Source organism: Palleronia rufa (genome assembly GCF_000743715.1).
In the GTDB taxonomy this organism is placed as follows: Bacteria; Pseudomonadota; Alphaproteobacteria; order Rhodobacterales; family Rhodobacteraceae; genus Palleronia; species Palleronia rufa.
In genome coordinates, this window is record NZ_JQEY01000005.1 from 24,216 (window position 1) to 46,889 (window position 22,674).

Sequence of the window (22,674 nt, forward strand, 5' to 3'; positions counted from 1 at the left end):
TCACGTAGCATGACGATAGGCTAAGAACCGGCGTCTTCAAACAAGGGGTCTCAGATGGGCTATAGAATTGCCGTTGTCGGTGCGACGGGCAATGTCGGCCGCGAAATGCTCAACATCCTGGACGAGCGCGGCTTTCCCGCCGATGAGGTGGTCGCCCTGGCCTCACGCCGGTCCCTGGGGACGGAGGTCAGCTATGGCGATCGGACCCTCAGGACCAGGGATCTGGCGACCTTCGACTTTACCGGATTCGATATGGCGCTTTTCGCCATAGGTTCCGACGCGACCAAGGAATACGCCCCCAAGGCCGCCAGGGCAGGCTGCGTCGTGATCGACAATTCTTCGCTCTACCGCTACGACCACGACGTGCCGCTCATCGTGCCGGAGGTGAACCCGCAGGCGATCCACGGCTACTCCGGCAAGAACATCATCGCGAACCCGAACTGTTCGACCGCGCAGATGGTGGTGGCGCTGAAGCCACTGCATGACCGCGCGCGGATCAAGCGCGTCGTGGTGTCGACCTATCAATCGGTCTCGGGCGCCGGAAAGGACGGGATCGACGAGCTGTGGGACCAGACCAAGTCGATCTACAATCCCACCGACGAAAAGCCGGCGAAGAAGTTCACCAAGCAGATCGCCTTCAACGTCATTCCCCATATCGACTCGTTCATGGAGGACGGATCCACGCGCGAGGAATGGAAGATGGTCGTGGAGACGAAGAAGATCGTCGACCCCGCCATCAAGGTCCACGCGACCTGCGTGCGGGTCCCGGTGTTTGTCGGCCACGCTGAGGCCGTGAACATCGAGTTCGAGGACTTCCTGGACGAGGATGAGGCCCGCGATATCCTGAGGGAGGCGCCCGGCATCATGGTCGTCGACAAGCGGGAGGACGGCGGCTACGTGACCCCTATCGAATGCGTGGGGGATTTCGCCACCTACATCAGCCGGATCCGGCAGGATCCGACGCTCGACAACGGCCTGTCTCTCTGGTGCGTGTCCGACAACCTGCGCAAGGGCGCCGCGCTGAACGCGGTGCAGATCGCGGAACTGCTGGGCCGCGAGGTTCTGAAAAAAGGTTGAGACGGGGCCCGGACGGCGCCCCGGAAGGCGCCGTCCGGGGCGGTTGTCAGACTGCCACGAAGCGGTCAGTCTCCGCGTCGAGCGCCGCAAGACTGCCTTCGGCGATGTCGTTGTGCAGCCCGTGAAGGGACAGGGTTCCCTTTTCCACCGCCTCCTCCACGAACGGAAACGTCATCAGGTTGCGCAGGGAGGTGCGCACCGCTTCGTACTCAAGCTCCGTGATGCGCGTCGCGTCGTCGGTCTCCGGCAGGTTTTCGAAGCCCGGCCGGAGAATGTCCATCCAGCGCCCCACGAAGCTGGTGGTTTTCTCCAGCTCCGGCGCGCGGCCCGAGCACATCTCGTAGCAGCCCTTCACCCCGCCGCAAAGCGAATGACCCATCACGATGATATGGGCGACCTTCAGCGCGGTGACGGCGTATTCCACCGCGGCGGAGGTGCCGTGCTGGTGACCGTCTGGCTCATGGAGCGGGACGAGGTTGGCGATATTGCGGTGGATGAAGAATTCGCCCTGCTCAGCCCCGAAGATCGAGGTCACATGGACCCGGCTGTCGCAGCAGGAGATGACCATCGCGCGGGGCCTCTGCCCCTCTGCGGCCAGCCGGCGATACCAGGCCTGGCTCTCGGCGTAGGTCGTCGCGCGCCAACCATGATAGCGTTGGACAAGATAATGCGGCAGCGGCTTTGCGCGGATCATTTGCAGTTCCTTGGTTGCGGGTCTGTTTCGGATTTAATGGGCATGTTTAGCATTTTCGAATGCGGATCGCACCCTTCTACACCCAGTGTTAGCCGAACCCTGTCAAGGTGGTCTCGGGGACAGAGGGAGATTCAAAGAATGACCGTCACGAGATTGCACATGACCGAAACCGCCGAAAGCGACATCTGGCGCCTGATCGGCCGGCACGATGGCCGCCCCGTCCGGCAGCCCGACTTCGAGCCCGATCTTGAGGGGCTGGCAGAAGATCTGAGCCGGGTGCTGCGCGCCTGGCGGTTGGACGACTCCGCCGAACTTCTGGGTGCCGTTACCGGTATCGCAGACCGCAGCAGCCGACTGGGGCTGAACAGGCTCTGCCGCGTGGCGCGGACCGTGGCGACACTGGTCGGATCGGGGGACCGGCCAGCGCTCGCCGCCAATGTGGCACGCCTCGACCGGCTGGGTCAGACGACCCTGTCCGACATTTTCCGGCTGCAGGACATGCCGGGCTGAGGGGCCGCGGCCATTGCGGCGGGCGCGGCATGGGATAAGGTCCGGATGGGCGCGCCGGGCGCCCGCTGACGAATGAGGTCGGAGTGCCGCGATCCAGCATGACCTTTGCCTCCAATCCGCACAGTTCACGTCCCCTACGGATTCTGACGGCAGAGGCGCTTCCAGGCTGGATCGCCCAGGCCCCCGCCCGCCATGCGGCCTGGGTCCGGTCGGCGGGCTTCAAGGCCGCGCCGGGTGCCGTGGTGGTCCTGCCGGGTGAGGACGGACAGCCAGAAGGCGCGCTTGTCGGGCTTGGCGATTCAGAGGCCCGGGCGCGCGGCCGGTTTTCTCTGGCCGCTGCACCGGCGGCGCTGCCGTCCGGGACCTGGGCTCTGACCGGCGAAATGAGCGCCGACCAGCGCGCCGAGGCGTGCCTGGCCTGGCTTTTTGCCGGCTACCGCTTCGACCGCTACGCGACGTCCCCCGCGCCGGACGCGAGGCTCGTCGCGCCGGAGGGCATCGACGCCGCGCGTCTGGAGGCGATCGCGTCCGGAGAGGCGCTGACGCGCGACCTCATCAACACACCGGCAGAAGATATGGGGCCTGCGGATCTGGCCGCTGCGGTGTCCGACCTTGCGGCGCGTTTCGGGGCCGATCTTGACGTGACCGACGGGGCAGCGCTGGCGAGCGCTTTCCCGATGATCCACGCGGTGGGGCGGGCCGCCGATCCCAGCCGCGCGCCCCGTCTGGTAGAGATGATCTGGGGCAAGGCCGGGCCTCGGATCACGCTTGTCGGCAAGGGGGTATGTTTCGACACCGGCGGACTCAACCTCAAGCCCGGCGCCTCCATGGGTATCATGAAGAAGGACATGGGGGGCGCTGCGACCGTCCTGGGGCTTGCGCAGACGATCATGGCCCTGAATCTGCCGGTTCGGTTGCGCGTCCTGATCCCCGCGGTCGAGAACGCGATCTCCGGGCCGGCCATGCGTCCGGGCGACATCCTGACATCCCGCAAGGGGCTGACGGTCGAGGTCAACAACACCGATGCAGAGGGGCGTCTGGTCCTGGCCGATGCGCTGGCCCTGGCCACGGAGGCGGAAACGGATCTGCTGGTTTCGATGGCAACGCTGACCGGGGCCGCGCGGGTGGCCGTCGGACCCGACCTCGCGCCGTTCTACACCGATGACGAGGACATCGCCCGGGCGCTGTCGGAGGCCGGAGCCCGCGTCCGCGATCCGGTCTGGCGGCTGCCGTTCTGGGCGCCTTACGAGCCGCAGCTGGAACCCGGCATCGCCGATCTGGACAATGCGCCCAAGGGCGGTTTCGCCGGCTCCGTCCTGGCGGCGCTGTTTCTGCGCCGCTTTGTGTCCGGTCAGCGGCGCTACGTCCATTTCGACATCTACGGCTGGCAGCCGTCCGATGCGCCCGGACGGCCCAAGGGCGGGGTCGGACAGGGAGCGCGCGCGCTTCTCGAAACGATCGAGGGCCTGACATGAGGGACCGGCGGCTCACCGCCGCGAACAAGCGCGTCGCCGCCGAGGACCTCCGCGGTACGGTCGAGGCCGATCGCTACGTGTCGCCGGTGCCGGCATCCATCCATCTTCCGGTCGCCGATCTGTGGTCCGCGCCGGACAAGAGCGCGCGCGACCGGCAGTTGGTGCTGGGAGAGGGCGTGGACGTGTTCGAGCGGCGCCAGGGGATGGCTTTCGTCCGGGCGCATCGGGACGGGTATGTCGGCTACGTCGCAGAGGCCACGCTGGGCCCTCCCGTCGACGCGACCCATATCGTCGGAGTCCCCGCCACCCATCTTTATGCTGTACCCGATATAAAACGCCCCCAGGCGTTGCGTTTGCCGTTCGGCGCGCGATTGCGAATCGTAGCCGCCAGCGCTGCGTTCTACGAAACCGTGGACGGTCTCCATGTACCTCGTCCGCATCTCAGACCGGCGAACCGGCCATTCACCGACCCGGCGTCGGTCGCGCAGCTCTTTTTCGGGGTACCATATCTATGGGGCGGCAATTCGACCGATGGCATCGACTGCTCGGGGCTCATCCAGGCGGCCTGCCTTGCCTGCGGCATTCCCTGTCCGGGCGACAGCGACCTGCAGGAGCCGGCGCTGGGGCGGCCGGTTGCCGAAGGCTCCGTCCAGCGCGGGGATCTGTTCTTCTGGCCGGGCCATGTCGCCATGGCGGTGGATGAAGAGGTCCTGATCCACGCCAACGCCCATCACATGGCTGTTGCCTATGAACGCATCGCAGAGGCCGTCGCCCGGATAGAGGCGCAAGGCGACGGCGACGTAACGGCCCGGCGCAGGCTCTAGTCGACGGCGCGGATGAGCTTGCGGTCCAGCACGCCCAGGACGGTCCGCAGGTCATGCGCGCGCTTGAGCACCTGCCCATCCGCCCCTATGACCGCATACTGACCCTGACGCGTGCGCAGCTTGGGCCGTTTCTCGATCCGGTAGAGCGGGTGTTCGGCCGTGCGGCGGAAGATCGAGAACACGGCGACATCCTTCAGGAACGACATGCCGTAGTCGCGCCAGACACCGGCCGCCACCGCGCGTCCGTAGAGCCCCAGGATCGGACCCAGTTCGGAGCGGTCGAACGTCACGTGAGAGGCAAGCTCGGGGCGGGCCGGGAAGGGCGTGGGCGTCATCAACGTCATCTGCCGAACGTGGCGGAGGAGGCGCGGTTTGACAAGATCTGCCGTCTTTTGCCGGAGATCTGCCGTCTTTTGCCGGAGAAAGGACTCCTCCACTCCCAAATCTGGCCATGGTTCGGGAACAAAACGGGATCGTGGCGCCGCTTGCGCCATTCCGGCGTCGTGGCCGTCAATGCCCCCGCAAGGTCGCGACGCCGGTCTTTTCCAGCCCGACCCGGATGCGCCGGCTTTCTCTGACACAGGTGCGTCCCGCCCGGCCGGCGGTCTGGCTGTCAGGTCTCCTCCCTCAGCCATCCCGGCGCGCCCGGGCGGGACGACACGCCGTCCGTGAAATTCGGTAGCGCGTGTTCCGTCGCCACCTTCTGACCGATTCCGGTCGGCAGCGACTGGTCTTTGAGCGTAGCGAAAACTCCGGCCGGGCGAATGCGACTAAAGTCGTGGTTCGCCGCTCTCTCAGAGTGAATTTTCCGGGACCATCGGGTTCGCAAGACTGCGCTGCACGGTTTTGGTGCGGAAGGGACGGTTCGTGCTCGGCGACAGCCGCGCCTCCGGTCGCAATGTCTTGCAATCTTCTTCTAGCGCGCTCGTGACCGTCATTGCCGCGCGGCGCGGTCACGCTAGCCTCTGCCACACCAGCAGATAAGGGAGCGTTCCATGTCAGACACTGTCCTGCACGGTTTTTCCGGTTCGACCTATGTGCGGACGGCCCGCATCATCCTGCACCGCAAGGGCGTCCCCTACGACCAGAATCCTGTCGATGTTCTGGCCGGCGAACCGGGCCAGCCAGAGCACCTGGCGCGGCATCCGTTCGGCAAGGTGCCCGTGCTTGATATCGACGGCCATCGCCTGCGTGAGACCGACGCTATCGTTCGATACCTCGAAGCGACCCGCGACGGACCGTCCGCGCTCCCCGAAAGTGCATGGGACCGGGCCCGTGCGGATGAGATCGTGTCGCTGGTGCACGCCTATGGCTATGACGCACTGGTCGGCGTCGCGTTTTATCACATCAAGCCTGAGTTTATCGGCAATCCGTCAGAGGACCGGCACAGGGAAACGCTCGAACGGGCAAAGACCTTCATGGCGCTGGTGGGTGAGATACGCGGCGGTGACGACTGGCTGGCGGGCGCCCATGTGAGCCTTGCGGATTACACCCTGGCGCCGATCCTGTTCTACACCGGCATGACGCCCCATCAGGACGAGTTGCTTGCCGCCGGCGGCCTGGCCGACTGGTGGGACCGGATCCGCGCCGACGACCATTTTGCCGCGACCGAGCCGGCAATGGGGTAGAGCTGCGCCCGGTCTAGCGTCGCACCAGCAACACGGCAAAGGGCCCGGCGCTGATGCGCAGCGTGTCGATCGGTCCGGCCTCGGAGCCGTCCAGCGCATAGCGCGCCTCCATCCGCAGATTTGTCAGCCGGAAGGGAGACACGTGCCCCGGCCCGTCGGTCACGGTGTAGTTCATGCGGCAGACCAGTTCACCGCCCTCGATTGCGCGCTCGGTGGGTTCGATCAGAATCGCGCGGCGGCCATCGTACATGCGGAATGTCGAAGGGCAGTCGCTTGCCGTAATCACGCGGTTCAGCCCCGTGACCGGATCGACGACATCTGTGGGCACGGCCGCCGGGTTCGTCAGCTCGGTGGCCTCGCTCAGCGGAGTGACGGTGGCCGCGACGACTTGCCCATCCGCGAACCGGACGTCGATGGCCCGGCCGTCGCTGTTCAGCGCGCTGTAGTCCTGACCCGTCCGGGACGCGCGAAACCATCCGTCCGCAGCCCCGAGAGGCGTGTTGTCCAGCGCGCTTTCCAACCGGTCCGGTGCCGTTTCGAGCTGTCCGATCACGCGGCCGGCAAGGCGCACGTCGAAGGTTTCTGCCGCGGCCGGCAAGGCGATGGCGCAGGCAAAGGCCAGTACGGTCAGCGGGCGAATGGGTCTTGGGTTGAACATGGCGGGCCTCGTTCTCAGGGAGCACATGCTCCGAACGAAACAGCGGTTGCAAGGCCCCGCCGTTCCGACGAGGGTCTGGCGGACATCAAGAAGCGGAGAACCTCTCATGAAGACTCGCGCCGCGGTGGCCCTTGAGGCCGGCAAGCCGCTGGAAGTGATGGAAGTGAACCTGGAGGGTCCGAAGGCGGGCGAGGTTCTGGTCGAGATCAAGGCGACGGGCCTGTGCCACACGGATGAGTTCACGCGGTCTGGCGCGGACCCGGAGGGGGCGTTTCCGGCGATCCTGGGCCAYGAGGGCGCGGGCGTGGTGATGGAGGTGGGCGAGGGGGTGACCAGCGTCCGGCCCGGCGACCACGTGATCCCGCTCTACACGCCCGAATGCCGGACCTGCGAGTACTGCCTGAACCCCAAGACCAACCTCTGCCAGGCGATCCGCGAGACGCARGGYARGGGCGTGATGCCCGACGGCACCTCGCGGTTCAGCATGGATGACGGCACGCCGATCCTGCACTACATGGGCTGCTCGACCTTCGCCAACCACACGGTGCTGCCGGAGATCGCGCTGGCCAAGGTGAACCCSGACGCGCCGTTCGACAAGATCTGCTACATCGGCTGCGGGGTGACCACSGGCATCGGCGCGGTGATCAACACCGCCAAGGTCGAGCCGGGCTCCCGCGCGGTGGTGTTCGGGCTGGGCGGCATCGGTCTGAACGTGATCCAGGGGCTGCGGCTGGTGGGCGCCGAGATGATCGTCGGCGTGGACATCAATCCGGCGCGCAAGGAGATGGGCGAGCGCTTCGGCATGACCCATTTCGTCAACCCCAACGAGGTCGAGGGCGATCTCGTCCCGTATCTGGTGGACCTGACCAAGGGCGGCGCGGACTATTCGTTCGAATGCATCGGCAAGACGCCGCTGATGCGCCAGGCGCTGGAATGCTGCCACAAGGGCTGGGGCGAGAGCGTCATCATCGGCGTCGCCGGCGCGGGCGAGGAAATCTCGACGCGGCCGTTCCAGCTGGTCACCGGCCGGGTCTGGCGCGGCTCTGCCTTCGGCGGCGCGCGGGGCCGGACCGACGTGCCCAGGATCGTGGACTGGTACATGGCCGGCAAGATCGAGATCGACCCGATGATCACCCACAAGCTCACCCTCGACGAGATCAACCACGGCTTCGACCTCATGCACGAGGGCAAATCCATCCGCGCCGTGGTGGAATACTGAAAGGGTGCGCCGTTGCGACCCAGAACAAGGACGAAGATGCCCATGAAGACCCTCACCCTTACCCTTGCCGCGATCCTGGCGCTGCCCGCCGGGGTGGTCCTTGCCGGATCCCACGTCCCCGGCGACCCGGCGGCCGGCGAGAAGGTGTTCCGCAAGTGCATGGCCTGCCACGCCGTCGGCGAGGGCGCCAAGACGAAGGTCGGGCCGGTGCTCAACGGCGTGGTCGGGCGCGACGTCGCGGCAAATGCGGACTTCGCCTATTCCGAGGCGATGGTCGAATGGGGCGCCGACAAGCAATGGACGCCGGAGGTCCTGTCCACATACCTGGAAAACCCGCGCGGCACGGTGAAGGGCACCAAGATGGCCTTTGCCGGCCTGCGCAAGGAGGACGAACGCCAGGACGTGATCGCGTATCTCGCCACGTTCGGCAGCCAAGAGGAGGGAGAGTAACGACGACGCCGGTACGCCGCGCGCGCCCGACGGAACGCGTTCGACACACCGGTGCCACCACACGGCCGGGCCGTCCGCTCTGGACCCGCGCAACGGTCGCGACCATCACCAAGGGAGATGAACAATGAAAAAGCTACTGCTTCTCACATCGGGCATCGCGCTCGCAACGGCCCTGCCGGCCAGTGCGAACGAAGAGCTGATGACCCAGATGGACAATGCCGACCAGTGGGCGATCCAGACCGGCGACTACGCCAACCAGCGCTACTCCGAACTCGATTCGATCAACACCGAGAATGTCGGCGACCTGCAGGTTGCCTGGACCTTCTCGACGGGGGTGCTGCGCGGACACGAGGGCTCTCCTCTGGTGATCGGCGACACGATGTATCTCAACACCCCGTTCCCGAACATCGTCTACGCGCTGGATCTGGCCAATGAGGGCAAGATCAAGTGGAAGTACGAGCCGCGCCAGGATCAGGACGTCATTCCGGTGATGTGCTGCGATACGGTCAACCGCGGCGTCGCCTATGCCAACGGCAAGATCTTCCTGCACCAGGCCGACACCAAGATCGTCGCGCTCGACGCCGAATCCGGCGAGGTGCTGTGGGAGCAGCAGAACGGCGACCCGTCCAAGGGTGAGACGAACACCGCCACCGTACTGCCGGTCAAGGACAAGATCATCGTCGGCATCTCCGGCGGCGAATTCGGCGTCCGCGGCCATGTCACCGCCTACAACATGGAAACCGGCGAGCGGGAATGGCGCGCCTACTCCATGGGCCCTGACGAGGAGATGCTCGTCGACCCGCAGAACACGACCCATCTCGGCAAGCCGATCGGAGAGGATTCGTCGCTGAAGACCTGGGAGGGCGACCAGTGGCAGATCGGCGGCGGCACCACCTGGGGCTGGTATTCCTACGACCCGGAGGCCGACCTGATCTATTACGGCACCGGCAACCCGTCCACCTGGAACCCTGCGCAGCGTCCGGGCGACAACCGCTGGTCGATGACCATCATGGCCCGCGATCCCGACGACGGGATGGCCAAGTGGTTCTACCAGATGACGCCCCATGACGAATGGGACTACGACGGCGTCAACGAGATGATCCTGACCGACCAGGAGTTCGAGGGCGAGGAGCGCAAGCTGCTGACCCATTTCGACCGCAACGGCCTGGCCTATACGATGGACCGGATCTCGGGCGAACTGCTGGTGGCGGAGAAGTTCGACCCGACCGTGAACTGGACCACGGGCGTGGACATGGACCCGGAGTCCGACACCTACGGGCGTCCGGAGGTCGTGGCCCAGTACTCGACCGAGCAGAACGGCGAGGACGTGAACTCGACCGGCATCTGCCCGGCCGCGCTCGGCACCAAGGACCAGCAGCCGGCGGCCTACTCGCCCAAGACAGAGATGTTCTACGTCCCCACCAACCACGTGTGCATGGACTATGAGCCGTTCCGCGTCGCCTACACCGCCGGTCAGCCCTATGTCGGCGCCACGCTGGCGATGTATCCCGCACCGAACAGCCATGGCGGCATGGGCAACTTCATCGCCTGGGACAACGTCAAGGGCGAGATCAAGTGGTCGATCCCCGAGCAGTTCTCGGTCTGGTCGGGCGCCCTGGCCACCGCGGGCGACGTCGTGTTCTACGGCACGCTCGAAGGCTATCTCAAGGCGGTCGACGCCAAGACGGGTGAGGAACTCTACAAGTTCAAGACCCCGTCCGGCATCATCGGCAACGGCATGACCTACACCCAGGACGGCAAGCAGTATGTCGCCGTCCTGTCGGGGGTGGGCGGCTGGGCCGGCATCGGTCTTGCGGCCGGTCTGACCAACCCCAACGACGGCCTGGGTGCGGTCGGCGGATACGCGGCGCTCAGCGACTACACCGCGCTGGGCGGACAGCTGACGGTCTTCACGCTGCCCGACGACGCATAGGGCGGCCAAGAGTACCGGCCGGCGCGCGAGCGATCGCGCGCCGGTTGCCCTGTTCCCCGATTTTCCGGCTTTGCCTCAGAAGGACCCTTGGACATGACACGCACCGGCACGCGGCTCATTGCGGCCACCGCCCTCACCCTTGCTCTCGGCGGGTTCGCCATCGCGGCCCAGCACGAGACCGCCGAGAGCGACTGCCCCGAGGATATGAACACCTCCGAGGGCTGCCAGCTCGACGGCGCCGAGGAGAGCGAACGCCAGCCCGTTCCCGGCGCCGCGACGGCTCCGGTGCCCGAAGGCGTCGGCGATGACGGGACCACGACCATGGACATGCCCGCCGCCGATCCCGAGGCCGATGCGGCCGGCGACGGCGGCACGGCCGACAGCACCGACGCCACGAACGGCACCGACGCCACGGACAGCACCGACGCCCAGGAGAGCGAGCGCCAGCCCGTTCCCGGCGCCGCGACGGCCCCGGTCCCGGAGGGCACGGGCGATCAGGGCACCACGACCATGGAGGCGCCCGCCGCGGATCCCGAATCCGAACCGGACGCGGCCGGCGCGACCGGCGGCGGCGCGTCCGACGCGGGCGCATCGCAGGACGGCTCGGACACAGGCATGTCGCAGGACAGCTCCGATGCCGCGCCGCAGGTCCAGCCGGACGATCCGAACATCGCCGTCGCCTATGAGGAAGGCGGCCGCTACTGGACGGCGGATGACGTGCCGACCTTCAACGTCGCCGCCGACGGCACCGTGGACTGGCTGACCTTCTCCGGATACCGCCGGTACAATTCCGAATGCATCGTCTGCCACGGCCCCGACGGCGAAGGGTCGACCTATGCGCCGGCGATCAAGAACTCGGCCGTGCAGATGGGCTACTACGATTTCGTCGGAGTGGTGGTGAACGGGCGCAAGAACGGCAACTCGGTCATGCCGCAATTCGGGGACAACCTGAACGTCATGTGCTACCTCGACGACATCTACGTCTATCTCAAGGCCCGCGGCGTGGACGCGATCCCGCGCGGACGCCCCGGTTCCAAGGAAGCCAAGTCCGACATGATCCAGGAGGAAGAGAATGTCTGCATGGGCTGACCGCCTGCGCAGCTTCGTCCTGCCGGTTCTGCTGGCCCTCACCACAGGATCGGCGCAGGCGCAGACCTCGGACCTCGTGTCGAAGGACACGCTCCGGGTCTGCGCCGACCCGGCCAATGCGCCCATGTCCGACGATCAGGCGGGCGGCTACGAAAACCGCCTGGCCGAATTCGTGGCAGAGACGCTGGGCCGCGACCTGTCCTATACATGGTATCCGATGGCCACCGGCTTCGTGCGCAACACGCTCAAGGCCAACAAATGCGACGTGATCATCGGCTATGCCCAGGGCCACGAGCTGGTGCTCAACACCAACCACTACATGACGTCGGCCTACACGCTGGTCACGCAGCGGGACGGCCCGCTGTCCGGCGTCGACCGCCTGAGCGATCCGGCGCTGAAGGACGCGCGCATCGGCATCATCGCCGGGTCCCCGCCCGCGACCCATATGGCCCGCAACGGCCTGCTGGGCGCGGCACGGTCCTACGACCTGGTGGTGGATCGGCGCTACGAAAGCCCGGCGGTGAACATGCTCGACGATCTCGAAGCGGACAGGATCGACGCCGCGGTGCTCTGGGGTCCGATCGCCGGCCCCCTGGTCAAGGCGGATCACCCCGGCATGATCGTGACGCCGCTCCTGAACGAGACCCTGCCGCCGAAACTCTTCTACCGGATCACCATGGGGGTCCGGCAGGGCGAAAAGGTCTGGCAGCGCCAGCTGAATTCCCTCATCCGCCGCAACCAGGACCGGATCGACGCGATCCTGACCGAGGCCGGGGTGCCGCTGGTCAGCGACATGGGCACGTCGATGAAGGACCTGGGCCAGTGAACCGCGCGGCGCTGGCCGTCGCCGTTCTGGCCCTTGCCGGCCTGTTTCCCATCGCCGCCCGGGCCGTGGAAGAGCCCGCCGGCTACCGCGACGAACCCTACCGGGGCGCCGTTCCCGCCACGCTCGAAGGCGCCCGCGTCATCGGTCCCGAAGAGGCCTTCGCCCTCTGGGAGGCGGGCGAGACCGCCTTTGTCGACGTGCTTCCGCAGGCGCCCCGGCCCCGGGGCCTGCCCGACGGAACGATCTGGCGCGACAAGCCGCGCGATTCGATCCCCGGCGCCATCTGGCTGCCCAATGTCGGCTACGCGAAACTCGCCCCGGCCATGGAGGACTACTTCCGCGCCGGCCTCGAGACGGCGACCGGCGGCGATCCCGACCGGCCCATCGCGATCTTCTGCCTGGAGGACTGCTGGATGAGCTGGAACGCCGCCAAGCGCGCCCTGGCCTACGGCTACACGGACGTCTCCTGGCTGCCGGAGGGCACCGACGGCTGGGTGCTCTGGGGCTATCCGCTGGAGAGGGTCACGCCGCTGCCGGGCCACCCCTAGACCCTGCGTGCCCCGGCGCGATCCGGCCGGAAGCGGACCGCCGCGGCGCCCTGCCTAGAACCCCGGCAGGTCCTTGCCGGCGCGGGTCACGGTGCCGTCGGTATCCGTCATGGTCACCGCGACCGACTGGGTGCGCAGCGGGACCGACAGGCTGACCCGCGGATCCTCGCTCAGCGAAATGGACCCCGTGACCGTGGCGTATGCCGCGCCGTCAAGCTCCACGTCCAGCGTCTCGACATAGCGCATCGGGATGAACAGCAGCGTGATCTGGTCCTTCTGCATCCCCGACAGGGACGGGTGCGACAGGTCGATGTCGAGCCGCCGGACCCGGGCGCGCAATGCGGCCAGCGTGTCGCCCGTGCCGCCGTCCACGGACAACTCCATCCGCCCCAGGCTCGCCAGCGCCAGCTTCGGGTCGGTGCCCGGCGGCGCGGCGCAGGCCCCCTGACCGGACGTCTTGACGTAGCCCTCGGTCACGAACAGCTGCCCGTCCGTGGTCTCGGCCACGACATGCACCGGGGTCGGGCCGTTCACCCGCATGGTGACGTCGAAGAAGAACCGCTCCTGCGGGGCATCCAGCGTGAACACGGCCGACACCGGCATCGGGTTCTCGTCCAGCACGACGGTCACCTCCCCCAGCCGCAGCCCCTCGGGCGCCCGGATCCGGGCGGCCATCTGCGTGCGCGCGTCGTCGGGCGTCCGGTAGGGGACGTCCAGGGCGATGACCGCACCGCCGTCCTGAAGCACCCGGCCGGGATAGAGCTGGTCGCGCACCGACTCCCACGCCTCCGACGCCAGGACCGGGGCCGGCCAGAGCAGGGCGGCGGCAAGCAGTAGTCTCATGGGGCGTCTCCCAGGTTGAAGCGGCCAAGGGCGCGCGGCCACTCCCCTGGCCGGATCTCCGGCGCGCCGGTGGCGATCCGGCCGGGGACTATTGTCGAACCGGTCGTCCGCCACGACAGGGGCGCCGCCGCTCTCATCCCCCGCGCGGCGGTCTCCGTCCGCGATCGTGGCAAGCGTCTGCGGGCCGAACACGCTGACGGATCCCGCGCTGGTCATGGCCCGGGCCGCCTGCGTGGCGCGCGGCAGGCCGGTCAGGTCACGTGCCCGGCGCACCGAATCTCTCGACCAGCGCGCCCATGCCCGCCTTATAGATGCCGGTCACGGCGGCGACGGCGGCGGCATCGTTCAACTCCGCCGGCGGATCGTTGCCGGGATCGCCGCGATCGAACGCGCCGCTCCATTCCACCGTGGACCCGCCACCGTCGCGCGGCATCACCGTCAGGCGCGACGCATAGTTCGTGACCGGCAGCGTCTCTACCGCCACCTCGGCGATGCGGTAGGAATAGTTCATCTTTCCGGCATCGTACCCGTCGAGAACCTCGTCGATGGTCGGCCCGCCCGCTTCGCCCAGCACAAGCCGGCGCGTGGCGCCGATGTCGTTGCCGCCCGCCCCGGTCTGCGAAAACACCGCCGGATGCCAGGTCAGGTCCTGGAAATCGCCGATATAGGCCCAGACCTCGTCCGGCCCGGCGGCCAGATCGGCGGTCACGGTGGCACTCTGGCGCGACGGCCCCTCTGCCAGCGCCAGACCGGGAACCAGCGCCAGGACCGCGGCCAGCTTCAACAGCTTGCGTCTCACTCGGTCTCCTCCCTGAAGATCGCGTTGTCCAGAAGGTAGCGGATCCCCCGCGCCCAGCTGTCGTCCGTGTTCGAGCGGATCTCCACCGACCGGCCCGCGACCATCTCTCCCGAGGGGACGGCGCGAAGCTGCAGGTTTATCGCCAGGATCAGGTTCGACACCTTCTGGATCTCGCCCACCAGCACGTAATCGGCGCCCAGTTCCGCGGCCATCCGCGTGTCGCAGCCGTAGCACTTGGCCGGGTTGACCGTGGCCTGCAGCCGCTCCTCGACCGGTGCCGTGTCCAGGAACCCGTAGCCTTCGGCCGCGAAGCGGTCCGTCACCATCTTCTCGGCCATCTCGACGCGCGCCAGTTCGTCGGGGTTCTCGCCGAAGGTCTCGCCCTCCTGCGACGTGTCCAGATAGGTCATCCCGAGAAAGGCGATCCGCGCATCGGCGGCGACCGGGCTTTCGGCCAGGGCGGGTCCGATGGCCAGGCCAAGCCCGACGCTCAGGATGAGGCGCAACATGGCGCGGATGATGGGCGCCCGCGCCGGGCGGCTCAACTGATCCTAAGGTCGCGGTTCACCCCCGCCGGCCGGGGCCGTCAGATGGCGTGAGGGCCGCCGCCGCAACCGGGGGCCGGGGGAGGACCGCGTGACCCGCATCGCCGCGCTGCTTCTCGGCGCAATCGCCGTTCTTTGGCTGTCCGCGCCCGCGCGGGCGCTGGAGGTGCGGGCGGCGGTCCTGCGGGTGGACACGCCCACGCTCGCGCCGATCTCCCGGCTCGACGCCGTGCCGGACGACCTGGGCTTTGCCGGGGCCGCGCTGGCCGATCAGGACAACGGCACCACCGGGCAGTTCCTGGGCCAGACCTATGAGACGCGCACCCTGGCCGTGACCCCCGAAGAGGCGGAGGGCGCGCTCGACGGCCTTCTGGCCGAGGGCATCGGCCTGATCGTGGTCCTGGCCGGGCAAGAGGATCTGCTGCGTCTGGCCGACCGGGCCGGCGCCGACGCGCTGATCCTGAACGCCCGCGCGCGCGACGCCGCCCTCCGCGACGCGGACTGCCGCGCCAACGTGCTGCATGTGGCGCCCTCCGCCCCCATGCTGGCCGACGCGATCGTGCAATTCGCCGCATGGAAGAAATGGTCCCGCGCGCTGCTGGTGCAGGGCTCCAACCCGCCCGACCGCGCCCTGGGCGACGCCTACCGCCGCGCGATCGCCAAGTTCGGCCTGAAACTGGTCGAAGAGCGTGAGTTCGAGGATACCGGAGGCTCCCGCCGCACCGACACCGGCCATGTGCTGGTGCAGCGGCAACTGCCGATCTTCATGCAGGGCGCGCGGGACCACGACATCGTCCTTGCCGCCGACGCGTCGGACGTGTTCGCGCCCTATCTGCCCTATCATCTGTGGGATCCGCGCCCCGTGATGGGCTCCGGCGGGCTGCGGCCGGTGACCTTTCACCCGGCGCTGGAGGCCTGGGGCGCCACCCAGTTCCAGCGCCGGTTCGAGGAGCTGACCGGCCGCTACATCCGCGAGGAGGACTACCAGGTGTGGCTGGCGCTCCGCGTCATCGGCGAATCCGTGGTCCGCACCGGCGCCGCCGACCCCGCCGCCCTGCGTGACTACGCCCTGTCGGACGCATTCGAGCTGGCCGCCTTCAAGGGGCAGCCCGTCACCTTCCGCGACTGGAACGGCCAGCTGCGCCAGCCCATCCTGCTCTACGACGGGCGCATCAACGTCTCGGTCTCTCCGCAGGAGGGGTTCCTGCATCAGGTCTCGCCCCTCGACACGCTGGGGCTCGACCGTCCAGAAAGCAGCTGCGACCAGTTCAACTGAGGAACCGCCATGCGTCCCGTCCAGATTGCCGCCGTCCCGATTGCCGCCGCCCTGATCGCCCTGGCCGGGCCCGTCCATGCCAACAAGGTCTTCGTGTCGAACGAAAAGGGCAACACCGTCACCGTCATCGACAGCGACACCTGGGAGGTGCTGGAGGAGTTCCCCGCCGGCAACCGTCCCCGCGGCATCACCATCAGCCCGGACGGCGCAAAGGTCTATGTCGCGGCCTCCGACGACGATACCGTGCGCGTCTTCGACGCCGACACCTACCAGGAGCTCTACACCCTGCCCTCCGGTCCCGACCCGGAGCTGTTCGTGCTGAACCACGGTGGCAACCCGCTCTACATCGCCAATGAGGACGACAACCTGGTGACCGTCACCGACACCGAAAGCCACACCATCCTGGCGGAGGTCCCCGTGGGGGTCGAGCCGGAGGGGATGGGCATCAGCCCGGACGGCAAATGGGTGGTCAACACCTCCGAAACCACCAACATGGCGCATTTCATCTCGACCGAGGACTACCAGATCAAGTACAATATCCTGGTGGACCAGCGCCCCCGCTACGCCCAGTTCACCGACGACGGCACCCGCCTCTACGTGTCGTCTGAGATCGGCGGCACCGTGTCGGTGATCGACATCGCCGCCGACGGCACGCCCACGCTGGTGGACAAGATCGCCTTCGAGGTGCCCGGCGTGCTGCCCGAATGGCTCCAGCCCGTGGGGGTCAAGGTGACCGCGGACGGCAGCCGGGTGTTCGTGGCGCTCGGCCCCGCCAACCGCGTGGCGGTGATCGACGGCGAGACGCTGGAGGTCGTCGACTACATCATCACCGGCCAGCGGGTCTGGCAGCTCGCCTTCACGCCGGACCAGAAGTACCTCATCACCACCAACGGCAATTCCAACGACGTCACCGTGATCGACGTGGCCGCCGAAAAGGCGATCCGCTCGGTCCAGGTGGGCCAGCAACCCTGGGGCGTCGTGGTGGCGCCGGACTGAAAGGACCCGCCCGTGAAACGCATCGCCCTCATCGCCCTGCTGGCCGCCACCCCCGCGGCCGCCCATGAATACGGCTTCGCCGGCATCCTGTCGAACACCAACAAGGCGGACATGCCGGGCCTGACCCTGTCGGTCGGCACGCCCATCGCCGACGGGCCGATCACGCTGAAATCCGGCACCATGTACGAGCTGGAGATCGCGGCCGACGGCTCGGGTGAGCTGGCGCTGGAGGCGCCGGGCTTTTTCCGCGCCATCTGGGTCAACGAGGTGGTCGTCAACGGGCTGGAGATCCGTCCCTTCGGCCTCGAATCGGTCGAGTTCGACCAGGCCGGCACGATGGAGATCGAGTTCCTTGCCATCAGGCCCGGCCAGTATGAAATCCGCATCCCCGGCGCCCGCGGCGACAGCCAGCGCGTCAGCGTGACGATCCAGTAGCCCCGGGGCCGGCAGCCTCCGTTCAGATCGCGGTGCCGTCCGGCACCGGACGGCACCGCCACTGGCGGATCTCGAACGCCGGGTGCGTCCCGATCCATCTGGCCAGCGCCGGTTGCGCGTCGGTCATGCATTGCTGCGCAGACACGTCCGTAAAGATCAGGCTACGCTCCTGGCACTGGTCGGGGGCGGTGCTGAGGCAGGTGATGAAGAGAAGTTCGATCATCCGGCGGGTCCTCTCGGGTCTTGCGTCCGGTTCCGTCCTCGCATCGCGCGGACCCGCCGGCCAGGAAACTGCGCCGTCCCCGATGCCGGGCGGCACAGCCTGCACGGACACCGGGCGGGCGTGCCGCGCCGTCGCCCGTCCGGGGCTCGGGGTCCGGCTTTGCGGATGAGGATAGCCCCAACGTCGCTGCGGTCAAAGCTCGCGCTTGGGGCCGCGCTGCTCTGTCTCACGACCCTCACCGTTGCGATCTTGTCGGTCTGGGCGACGGACCGCATGGGCCGCCGCCTTGACGCGGCACTGTCGGCGGAGGCCCGCGTCGCGCGCTACGCAGAGCTCTCGACGGAGGTGTCCAGCTTCATCGTCATCGCCGCGGAGACGGTCCAGAGCGGCCTTCCCGCCGCCGACCGCGCCGCCCGGCTGGACACGCTGGCCGCCTCCATCGCCGGCACCTTCGCCCGGCTCCGCGCCGACCTCGGCGCGGCGGTCGAAGCGGCCCGCGCCCTGGGACTGGACGAGGCGTCGCGCCGCGCCACCCAGTCCCTGGGGATCGCGCGGATGGAGGCGCAGTTCGACGCCACGTTGCGCGCCTTCACCACCGGGGACGCCGCCCCGGAGCGCCTGCGCGGCACGCTCGACGCCTTCGCCACCGGGTTCGATCCGCTTCTGAACGGCGTCGTGGCCGAGGAGATCCGCGCCCGCACGGTCCTTCTGGACGGCATCGACGCCCTGCGCCGGCAACTGACGCTCGGCGCGCTCGCGCTTTCCGGGCTGGCGGTTCTGGCCGCGCTCGCCTTCTACGCCGGGCTGGTGCGTCCCCATTTCCGCCGCATCGACATGGTGGTGGAGGCCGCGCGCCGCATCGGCCAGGAGGATTTCGCCGTCACGCTTCCCGACACCAGACCGGATGAGATCGGCCGCCTGATGGAAGAGACCGCGCGCGCGGCCGCGGCGCTCAGAGCCCGCCGCGACGCGGTGGACGCCGAATGGCGCCGGCTCAGCGACACCGTCGCCGCGCGCACCGCGGACCTTCGCGCCGCCAACGACCGCCTGGCGCGCGTCGACGGGGACCGCCGCCGCTTCTTCGCCGACATCAGCCATGAGCTGCGCACGCCGCTCACCGTCATCGCCATGGAGGCCGAGATCGGCCGCGCCGCGGGCGGCGACACCGCAGCCGCCTTCGCCACCATCCAGTCCCGCGCCGCCGGTCTCAACCGCCGCATCGACGACCTGTTGCGCATCGCGCGTTCCGACACCGGGCGGCTGGCGCTGGAGGAGGCCGCCCTGGACCTGGCCGCGGTCGCCGGCTCCGCGTTGGAGGAAACCGGCGCGATCCTGGCCAACGCCGGTCTCACCGTTGCCGCCGTGCCGGAGGGCCCGCTGCCCTGTCGGGGCGATCCGAACTGGCTGCGGCAGGTTATCGCCACGCTGATCGCCAATGCCGCGCGCCATGCGAAAGGCGGCCGCCTGCTGGCGCTGGAAGGCGCGGCGGATGCGGGGGCCGTCCGCCTGGCCATCATCGACAACGGCCCCGGCCTGCCGGCGCACGCCGACCTCTTCGACCGCTTCGCGCAGGGCGCCGGGCCGATGCGGGGGCAGGGGTTCGGCATCGGTCTGGCGCTGGCGCGCTGGGTGGTCGAGGCCCATGGCGGCACCCTGACGCTGACCAGCCCGGTCCCGCCCGGCCGCGCGCTTGGGACCAATCCCGGCACCATGGTGGATCTGTCCCTCCCCGCGGACCCGCGCTAACCCCGGGGCATGACCGACACCCGCCCCGTTCTGATCGTGGACGATGAGCCGCAGATCGCCTCGGCCCTGTCCCGCGGCCTGGCGCTCCACGGCTTCGCCACGGTGGCCGAGCACGACGCGGAGGGCGCGCTGGCCCGCCTGCGGGGCGGCGGGCTGCGCGCGGCCGTGATCGACGTGATGCTCGGACCGGACAGCGGGCTCAGGCTTGTCGCGCGGGCCCGCGAACTGGGCGTTGGCCTGCCGATCCTGATGCTCTCCGCCCTGAGCGAGGTCGAGGACCGTACCGCCGGGCTGGACGCCGGGGCCGACGATTACGTGGTCAAGCCGTTCTCGCTCGATGAGCTGGTCGCCCGCCTCCGCGTGCAGGAACGCCGCGTGTCGCAGACCCGCTCGGAACTGGTCCGCGCCGAACGCGCCGTGCGCGGCGCCGGCCGGGAGGTCGTGCTGACAGAGCGCGAATTCGCCCTTCTGTCGCTCCTCGCCGCCCATGCCGGAGAGGTCCTGTCCCGGGGCTATATTTTCGACACGCTCTGGTCGAAGGAGGGCACGTCCTCGGAGAACATCGTCGATGTCTATGTGGGCTACCTGCGCAAGAAGATGGACCCGATGACCGGCTTCGGATTCGAGATCCACACCCTGCGCAACCGCGGCTTCCGCCTGACCGGAACGCGCCCTCAGATCGCCTGAGAGCGCGGTCGCGCTGCCGTGCCCAACGTCATGGGACCAAAGGCTTATTATTTCTTAGGCATGAGTCTTTGCGCAGCCCTGCGTTCCCTGTCATTCTAGAGTGGCAATGAGTCGGCGGGACGGTCCCGCCCGCGTCACGCAATCTGTAGGAGGATCCCTCATGGCCTGGAGCAAACCCAGCATCCGCGAGATCGAGTGCGGCATGGAAATCAACATGTACGGCCCGGACGAAGACGGCGGCGTCGTCCTGTTCTGATCCGGTTGCGCGCGGGCCTCGCATGACGCTCCGCGCGCGCATCCTTGGGGCGGCTGCCGGTGGCGGACTGCCCCAATGGAACTGTGGGTGCGACAACTGCGCCTTGGCCCGCCGGGGCGACATCCCGGCACAGACGCAAAGCTCGCTCGCCGTGTCGGCCGACGGCGCCGCCTGGGCAGTCCTCAACGCCTCTCCGGACATCCGCGACCAGCTTGCCCGCACGCCGGAGCTGCATCCCACGGGCCTGCGCGAGATACCCTTGCGGGCGGTGCTGGTGACCAACGGCGACATCGACCATATCGCCGGCCTGCTGACCCTGCGGGAGATGCAGCCCTTCACCCTCTTCGCCACGCCACAGATCCATGAGGTGCTGCGCGCCAACCCGGTGTTCGACGCGCTGAACGATTCGGTCGTGGAGCGGGTGCGGATCTCGCTGGAGCAGCCGTTCGACCTGCTGCCCGGCCTGACGGCGACGCTGTTCGCGGTTCCGGGCAAGGTTCCGCTCTACATGGAGGGGGAGGAGGTGCAGACCGACATGATGGGCGAACAGACGGTCGGGGTCCTACTGGACTCTTACAAGACTCTTACGGTTTTCATACCCGGCTGCGCCCACCTTTCGGACGGGCTCAGGGCGCGGATCGCGGGGGCCGACACGGTGTTCTTCGATGGCACGCTCTGGCAGGACGATGAGATGATCCGGGCAGGGCTGGGCCGCAAGACCGGCGCCAGGATGGGGCATATGTCCATGTCCGGCCCGGACGGGTCCATCGCCGCCTTCGACGGGATGGACATCGGGCGCAAGGTGTTCATTCACATGAACAATACCAATCCGGTTCTGCGCCCGGACAGCCCCGAACGCGCCCGTGCGGAGGCCGCCGGATGGATGATCGGACAGGACGGAATGGAGATCCCATGACCCAGACCAGGCACGCGTTCGAAGCCCGCCTGCGCCAGATCGGCGCCGAGCGCTATCACGACCGCCATCCGTTCCACGACCTGCTGCACGGCGGCGGATGCAGCCCCGACCAGGTCCGCGCCTGGGTGATAAATCGTTATTATTATCAACACTCTATCCCTATGAAGGACGCGGCCTTCATGTCCCGCGTGGAGGATCCCGCCCTCCGCCGCCAGTGGCGCAGCCGGATCGAGGACCACGACGGCACCGACACGAACGAGGGCGGCATCCGCCGCTGGCTGCGCCTGGCCCGCGCCGTGGGCCTGGACCCGGATTACGTCGCCTCTACCCAGGGGGTTCTTCCGGCCACGAAATTCGCCGTGGATGCCTATGTCCGCTTCGTCCGCGACAAGACCCTGCTGGAGGCCGTCGCCGCCTCCCTGACCGAGCTTTTCGCCCCCAAGATCCACAAGGACCGCATCGCGGGGCTTCTGCAAAACTATGATTTCGCTGACGATTCCTCGCTCTCATACTTCCAGAACCGGCTGGCGGAGGCGCCCAAGGACGTGGCCTTCGGCCTTGCCTGGGTGCTCGACCACGCCGATACGGCCGAAAAGCAGGACGCCGCCGCCAACGCATTGATCTTCAAGACCGATGTGCTCTGGTCCCAGCTCGACGCGCTCCACGCCGCCTATGTCGCGCCCGCCCGGATCCCGCCCGGCGCATGGCAGCCCGGTACGGGCCTTCTGGCCGGACGGGCGGCCTGATGGACCCCGACGCCATCCCCTTCCTGCCCCGCGGCGTGCGCCTGCATCACGACCGGGTGCGCGATGCCTGGGTGCTGCTGGCGCCTGAGCGCGCCGTGTCGCTCGACCCCGTGGCCCATGCGGTCCTTTCGGAGGTCGACGGCACCCGCAGCCTGCGACAGATCACGGCGGCGCTGGCGGCCCGGTACGACGCCCCCGCCGAAGAAATCACCAAGGATTCCAGCGGCTTTTTCAAGGCGCTCCATGACCGCCGCTTTCTGGAGGTGCGCCCGTGA

The 22,674-nt window shown here is 68.1% G+C and carries 27 protein-coding genes; 20 read left to right on the forward strand and 7 right to left on the reverse strand.

The window, feature by feature from the left end; translation table 11 throughout:
* Nucleotides 1–54: 54 nt before the first annotated feature.
* Nucleotides 55–1,077, forward strand: coding sequence for an aspartate-semialdehyde dehydrogenase (locus KW83_RS08665; RefSeq protein WP_036177492.1), 1,023 nt, complete (start codon nt 55–57; stop codon nt 1,075–1,077).
* 46 nt (nt 1,078–1,123) lie between these two features.
* Here KW83_RS08665 and KW83_RS08670 read toward each other — a convergent pair whose 3' ends face one another.
* A complete protein-coding gene (locus KW83_RS08670) occupies nt 1,124–1,771 on the reverse strand; it encodes a carbonic anhydrase (protein ID WP_036177494.1) in 648 nt (215 codons plus the stop codon).
* A 138-nt stretch (nt 1,772–1,909) separates the two neighbouring features.
* Here KW83_RS08670 and KW83_RS19105 point away from each other — a divergent pair, with 138 nt between their 5' ends.
* The 3 genes from KW83_RS19105 to KW83_RS08685 all read left to right on the forward strand — a co-directional run bounded on the left by KW83_RS19105 (nt 1,910) and on the right by KW83_RS08685 (nt 4,580).
* Nucleotides 1,910–2,281: a hypothetical protein gene (locus KW83_RS19105; protein WP_152563530.1), complete on the forward strand. Its 372-nt coding sequence runs from the start codon at nt 1,910–1,912 to the stop codon at nt 2,279–2,281.
* Nucleotides 2,282–2,379: 98 nt separating this feature from the next.
* Nucleotides 2,380–3,756 (forward strand): leucyl aminopeptidase family protein, encoded by a 1,377-nt coding sequence (locus KW83_RS08680; protein WP_036177496.1) that lies wholly within the window; start codon nt 2,380–2,382, stop codon nt 3,754–3,756.
* Nucleotides 3,753–4,580, forward strand: coding sequence for a C40 family peptidase (locus KW83_RS08685; RefSeq protein WP_036177498.1), 828 nt, complete (start codon nt 3,753–3,755; stop codon nt 4,578–4,580). Before KW83_RS08680 ends, KW83_RS08685 begins: the two co-directional genes overlap by 4 nt.
* Here KW83_RS08685 and KW83_RS08690 read toward each other — a convergent pair.
* Nucleotides 4,577–4,924 carry a DUF2794 domain-containing protein gene (locus tag KW83_RS08690; RefSeq protein ID WP_036177811.1) on the reverse strand — a complete coding sequence of 116 codons (348 nt, stop codon included), beginning with the start codon at nt 4,922–4,924 and terminating at the stop codon, nt 4,577–4,579. The two genes, KW83_RS08685 and KW83_RS08690, sit on opposite strands and share 4 nt — an antisense overlap.
* A 651-nt stretch (nt 4,925–5,575) precedes the next feature.
* Between KW83_RS08690 and KW83_RS08695 the strand changes: the two genes are divergently transcribed.
* Nucleotides 5,576–6,208 carry a glutathione S-transferase family protein gene (locus KW83_RS08695; RefSeq protein WP_036177501.1) on the forward strand — a complete coding sequence of 211 codons (633 nt, stop codon included), beginning with the start codon at nt 5,576–5,578 and terminating at the stop codon, nt 6,206–6,208.
* A gap of 13 nt (nt 6,209–6,221) precedes the next feature.
* Here the strand turns inward: KW83_RS08695 and KW83_RS08700 are convergent, their stop codons facing one another.
* Nucleotides 6,222–6,866, reverse strand: a complete 645-nt coding sequence (locus KW83_RS08700) for a hypothetical protein (protein WP_036177503.1) — start codon at nt 6,864–6,866, stop codon at nt 6,222–6,224.
* A 106-nt stretch (nt 6,867–6,972) separates the two neighbouring features.
* Between KW83_RS08700 and KW83_RS08705 the strand changes: the two genes are divergently transcribed.
* The 6 genes from KW83_RS08705 to KW83_RS08730 all read left to right on the forward strand — a co-directional run bounded on the left by KW83_RS08705 (nt 6,973) and on the right by KW83_RS08730 (nt 12,931).
* Nucleotides 6,973–8,085, forward strand: a complete 1,113-nt coding sequence (locus tag KW83_RS08705; RefSeq protein ID WP_036177506.1) for an S-(hydroxymethyl)glutathione dehydrogenase/class III alcohol dehydrogenase — start codon at nt 6,973–6,975, stop codon at nt 8,083–8,085.
* Between the two features lie 42 nt (nt 8,086–8,127).
* Nucleotides 8,128–8,535, forward strand: coding sequence for a c-type cytochrome (locus KW83_RS08710; RefSeq protein ID WP_036177508.1), 408 nt, complete (start codon nt 8,128–8,130; stop codon nt 8,533–8,535).
* A 124-nt stretch (nt 8,536–8,659) separates the two neighbouring features.
* On the forward strand, nt 8,660–10,468 hold the full coding sequence (locus KW83_RS08715) for a methanol/ethanol family PQQ-dependent dehydrogenase (protein WP_036177511.1): 1,809 nt from the start codon (nt 8,660–8,662) through the stop codon (nt 10,466–10,468).
* A gap of 615 nt (nt 10,469–11,083) precedes the next feature.
* Nucleotides 11,084–11,557 carry a c-type cytochrome, methanol metabolism-related gene (locus KW83_RS08720; protein WP_036177812.1) on the forward strand — a complete coding sequence of 158 codons (474 nt, stop codon included), beginning with the start codon at nt 11,084–11,086 and terminating at the stop codon, nt 11,555–11,557.
* Nucleotides 11,541–12,383 (forward strand): substrate-binding domain-containing protein, encoded by an 843-nt coding sequence (locus KW83_RS08725; RefSeq protein WP_036177513.1) that lies wholly within the window; start codon nt 11,541–11,543, stop codon nt 12,381–12,383. The genes KW83_RS08720 and KW83_RS08725 overlap by 17 nt, the downstream gene beginning before the upstream one ends.
* Complete coding sequence (locus tag KW83_RS08730) at nt 12,380–12,931, forward strand: PQQ-dependent catabolism-associated CXXCW motif protein (protein WP_200879674.1); 552 nt, start codon at nt 12,380–12,382, stop codon at nt 12,929–12,931. The genes KW83_RS08725 and KW83_RS08730 overlap by 4 nt, the downstream gene beginning before the upstream one ends.
* Nucleotides 12,932–12,985: 54 nt before the next feature.
* Here the strand turns inward: KW83_RS08730 and KW83_RS08735 are convergent, their stop codons facing one another.
* The 3 genes from KW83_RS08735 to KW83_RS08745 all read right to left on the reverse strand — a co-directional run bounded on the left by KW83_RS08735 (nt 12,986) and on the right by KW83_RS08745 (nt 15,082).
* Complete coding sequence (locus KW83_RS08735; RefSeq protein WP_036177814.1) at nt 12,986–13,774, reverse strand: quinoprotein dehydrogenase-associated SoxYZ-like carrier; 789 nt, start codon at nt 13,772–13,774, stop codon at nt 12,986–12,988.
* A 256-nt stretch (nt 13,775–14,030) separates the two neighbouring features.
* A complete protein-coding gene (locus KW83_RS08740) occupies nt 14,031–14,573 on the reverse strand; it encodes an SRPBCC family protein (RefSeq protein ID WP_036177516.1) in 543 nt (180 codons plus the stop codon).
* Nucleotides 14,570–15,082 (reverse strand): DUF3280 domain-containing protein, encoded by a 513-nt coding sequence (locus KW83_RS08745; RefSeq protein WP_036177822.1) that lies wholly within the window; start codon nt 15,080–15,082, stop codon nt 14,570–14,572. The genes KW83_RS08740 and KW83_RS08745 overlap by 4 nt, the downstream gene beginning before the upstream one ends.
* Before the next feature lie 127 nt (nt 15,083–15,209).
* On the opposite strand from KW83_RS08745, the gene KW83_RS08750 reads away from it, so the two are divergent.
* Genes KW83_RS08750 through KW83_RS08760 form a run of 3 tightly spaced genes read left to right on the forward strand, consistent with a single transcriptional unit; the run spans nt 15,210 to nt 17,825 of the window.
* Complete coding sequence (locus tag KW83_RS08750; protein ID WP_051928383.1) at nt 15,210–16,394, forward strand: ABC transporter substrate-binding protein; 1,185 nt, start codon at nt 15,210–15,212, stop codon at nt 16,392–16,394.
* A gap of 9 nt (nt 16,395–16,403) precedes the next feature.
* Complete coding sequence (locus tag KW83_RS08755; protein ID WP_152563532.1) at nt 16,404–17,390, forward strand: YVTN family beta-propeller repeat protein; 987 nt, start codon at nt 16,404–16,406, stop codon at nt 17,388–17,390.
* A gap of 12 nt (nt 17,391–17,402) precedes the next feature.
* Nucleotides 17,403–17,825: a cupredoxin domain-containing protein gene (locus KW83_RS08760; protein ID WP_036177519.1), complete on the forward strand. Its 423-nt coding sequence runs from the start codon at nt 17,403–17,405 to the stop codon at nt 17,823–17,825.
* A gap of 22 nt (nt 17,826–17,847) precedes the next feature.
* Here KW83_RS08760 and KW83_RS08765 read toward each other — a convergent pair whose 3' ends face one another.
* Nucleotides 17,848–18,048: a hypothetical protein gene (locus tag KW83_RS08765; protein WP_036177522.1), complete on the reverse strand. Its 201-nt coding sequence runs from the start codon at nt 18,046–18,048 to the stop codon at nt 17,848–17,850.
* Between the two features lie 165 nt (nt 18,049–18,213).
* Between KW83_RS08765 and KW83_RS08770 the strand changes: the two genes are divergently transcribed.
* The 6 genes from KW83_RS08770 to pqqD all read left to right on the forward strand — a co-directional run bounded on the left by KW83_RS08770 (nt 18,214) and on the right by pqqD (nt 22,674).
* The gene (locus KW83_RS08770) at nt 18,214–19,794 is read left to right on the forward strand and encodes a sensor histidine kinase (protein WP_036177524.1); all 1,581 of its coding nucleotides are present in this window, start codon (nt 18,214–18,216) and stop codon (nt 19,792–19,794) included.
* Nucleotides 19,795–19,803: 9 nt separating this feature from the next.
* Complete coding sequence (locus KW83_RS08775; RefSeq protein WP_036177527.1) at nt 19,804–20,481, forward strand: response regulator transcription factor; 678 nt, start codon at nt 19,804–19,806, stop codon at nt 20,479–20,481.
* Between the two features lie 160 nt (nt 20,482–20,641).
* On the forward strand, nt 20,642–20,737 hold the full coding sequence (gene pqqA, locus KW83_RS08780; RefSeq protein ID WP_036177529.1) for a pyrroloquinoline quinone precursor peptide PqqA: 96 nt from the start codon (nt 20,642–20,644) through the stop codon (nt 20,735–20,737).
* A 22-nt stretch (nt 20,738–20,759) separates the two neighbouring features.
* Entirely contained in the window at nt 20,760–21,653 is an 894-nt protein-coding gene (gene pqqB / locus KW83_RS08785) for a pyrroloquinoline quinone biosynthesis protein PqqB (RefSeq protein WP_036177532.1), read from the forward strand.
* Entirely contained in the window at nt 21,650–22,399 is a 750-nt protein-coding gene (gene pqqC / locus KW83_RS08790) for a pyrroloquinoline-quinone synthase PqqC (protein ID WP_036177535.1), read from the forward strand. The genes pqqB and pqqC overlap by 4 nt, the downstream gene beginning before the upstream one ends.
* Entirely contained in the window at nt 22,399–22,674 is a 276-nt protein-coding gene (gene pqqD / locus KW83_RS08795) for a pyrroloquinoline quinone biosynthesis peptide chaperone PqqD (protein ID WP_036177537.1), read from the forward strand. The genes pqqC and pqqD overlap by 1 nt, the downstream gene beginning before the upstream one ends.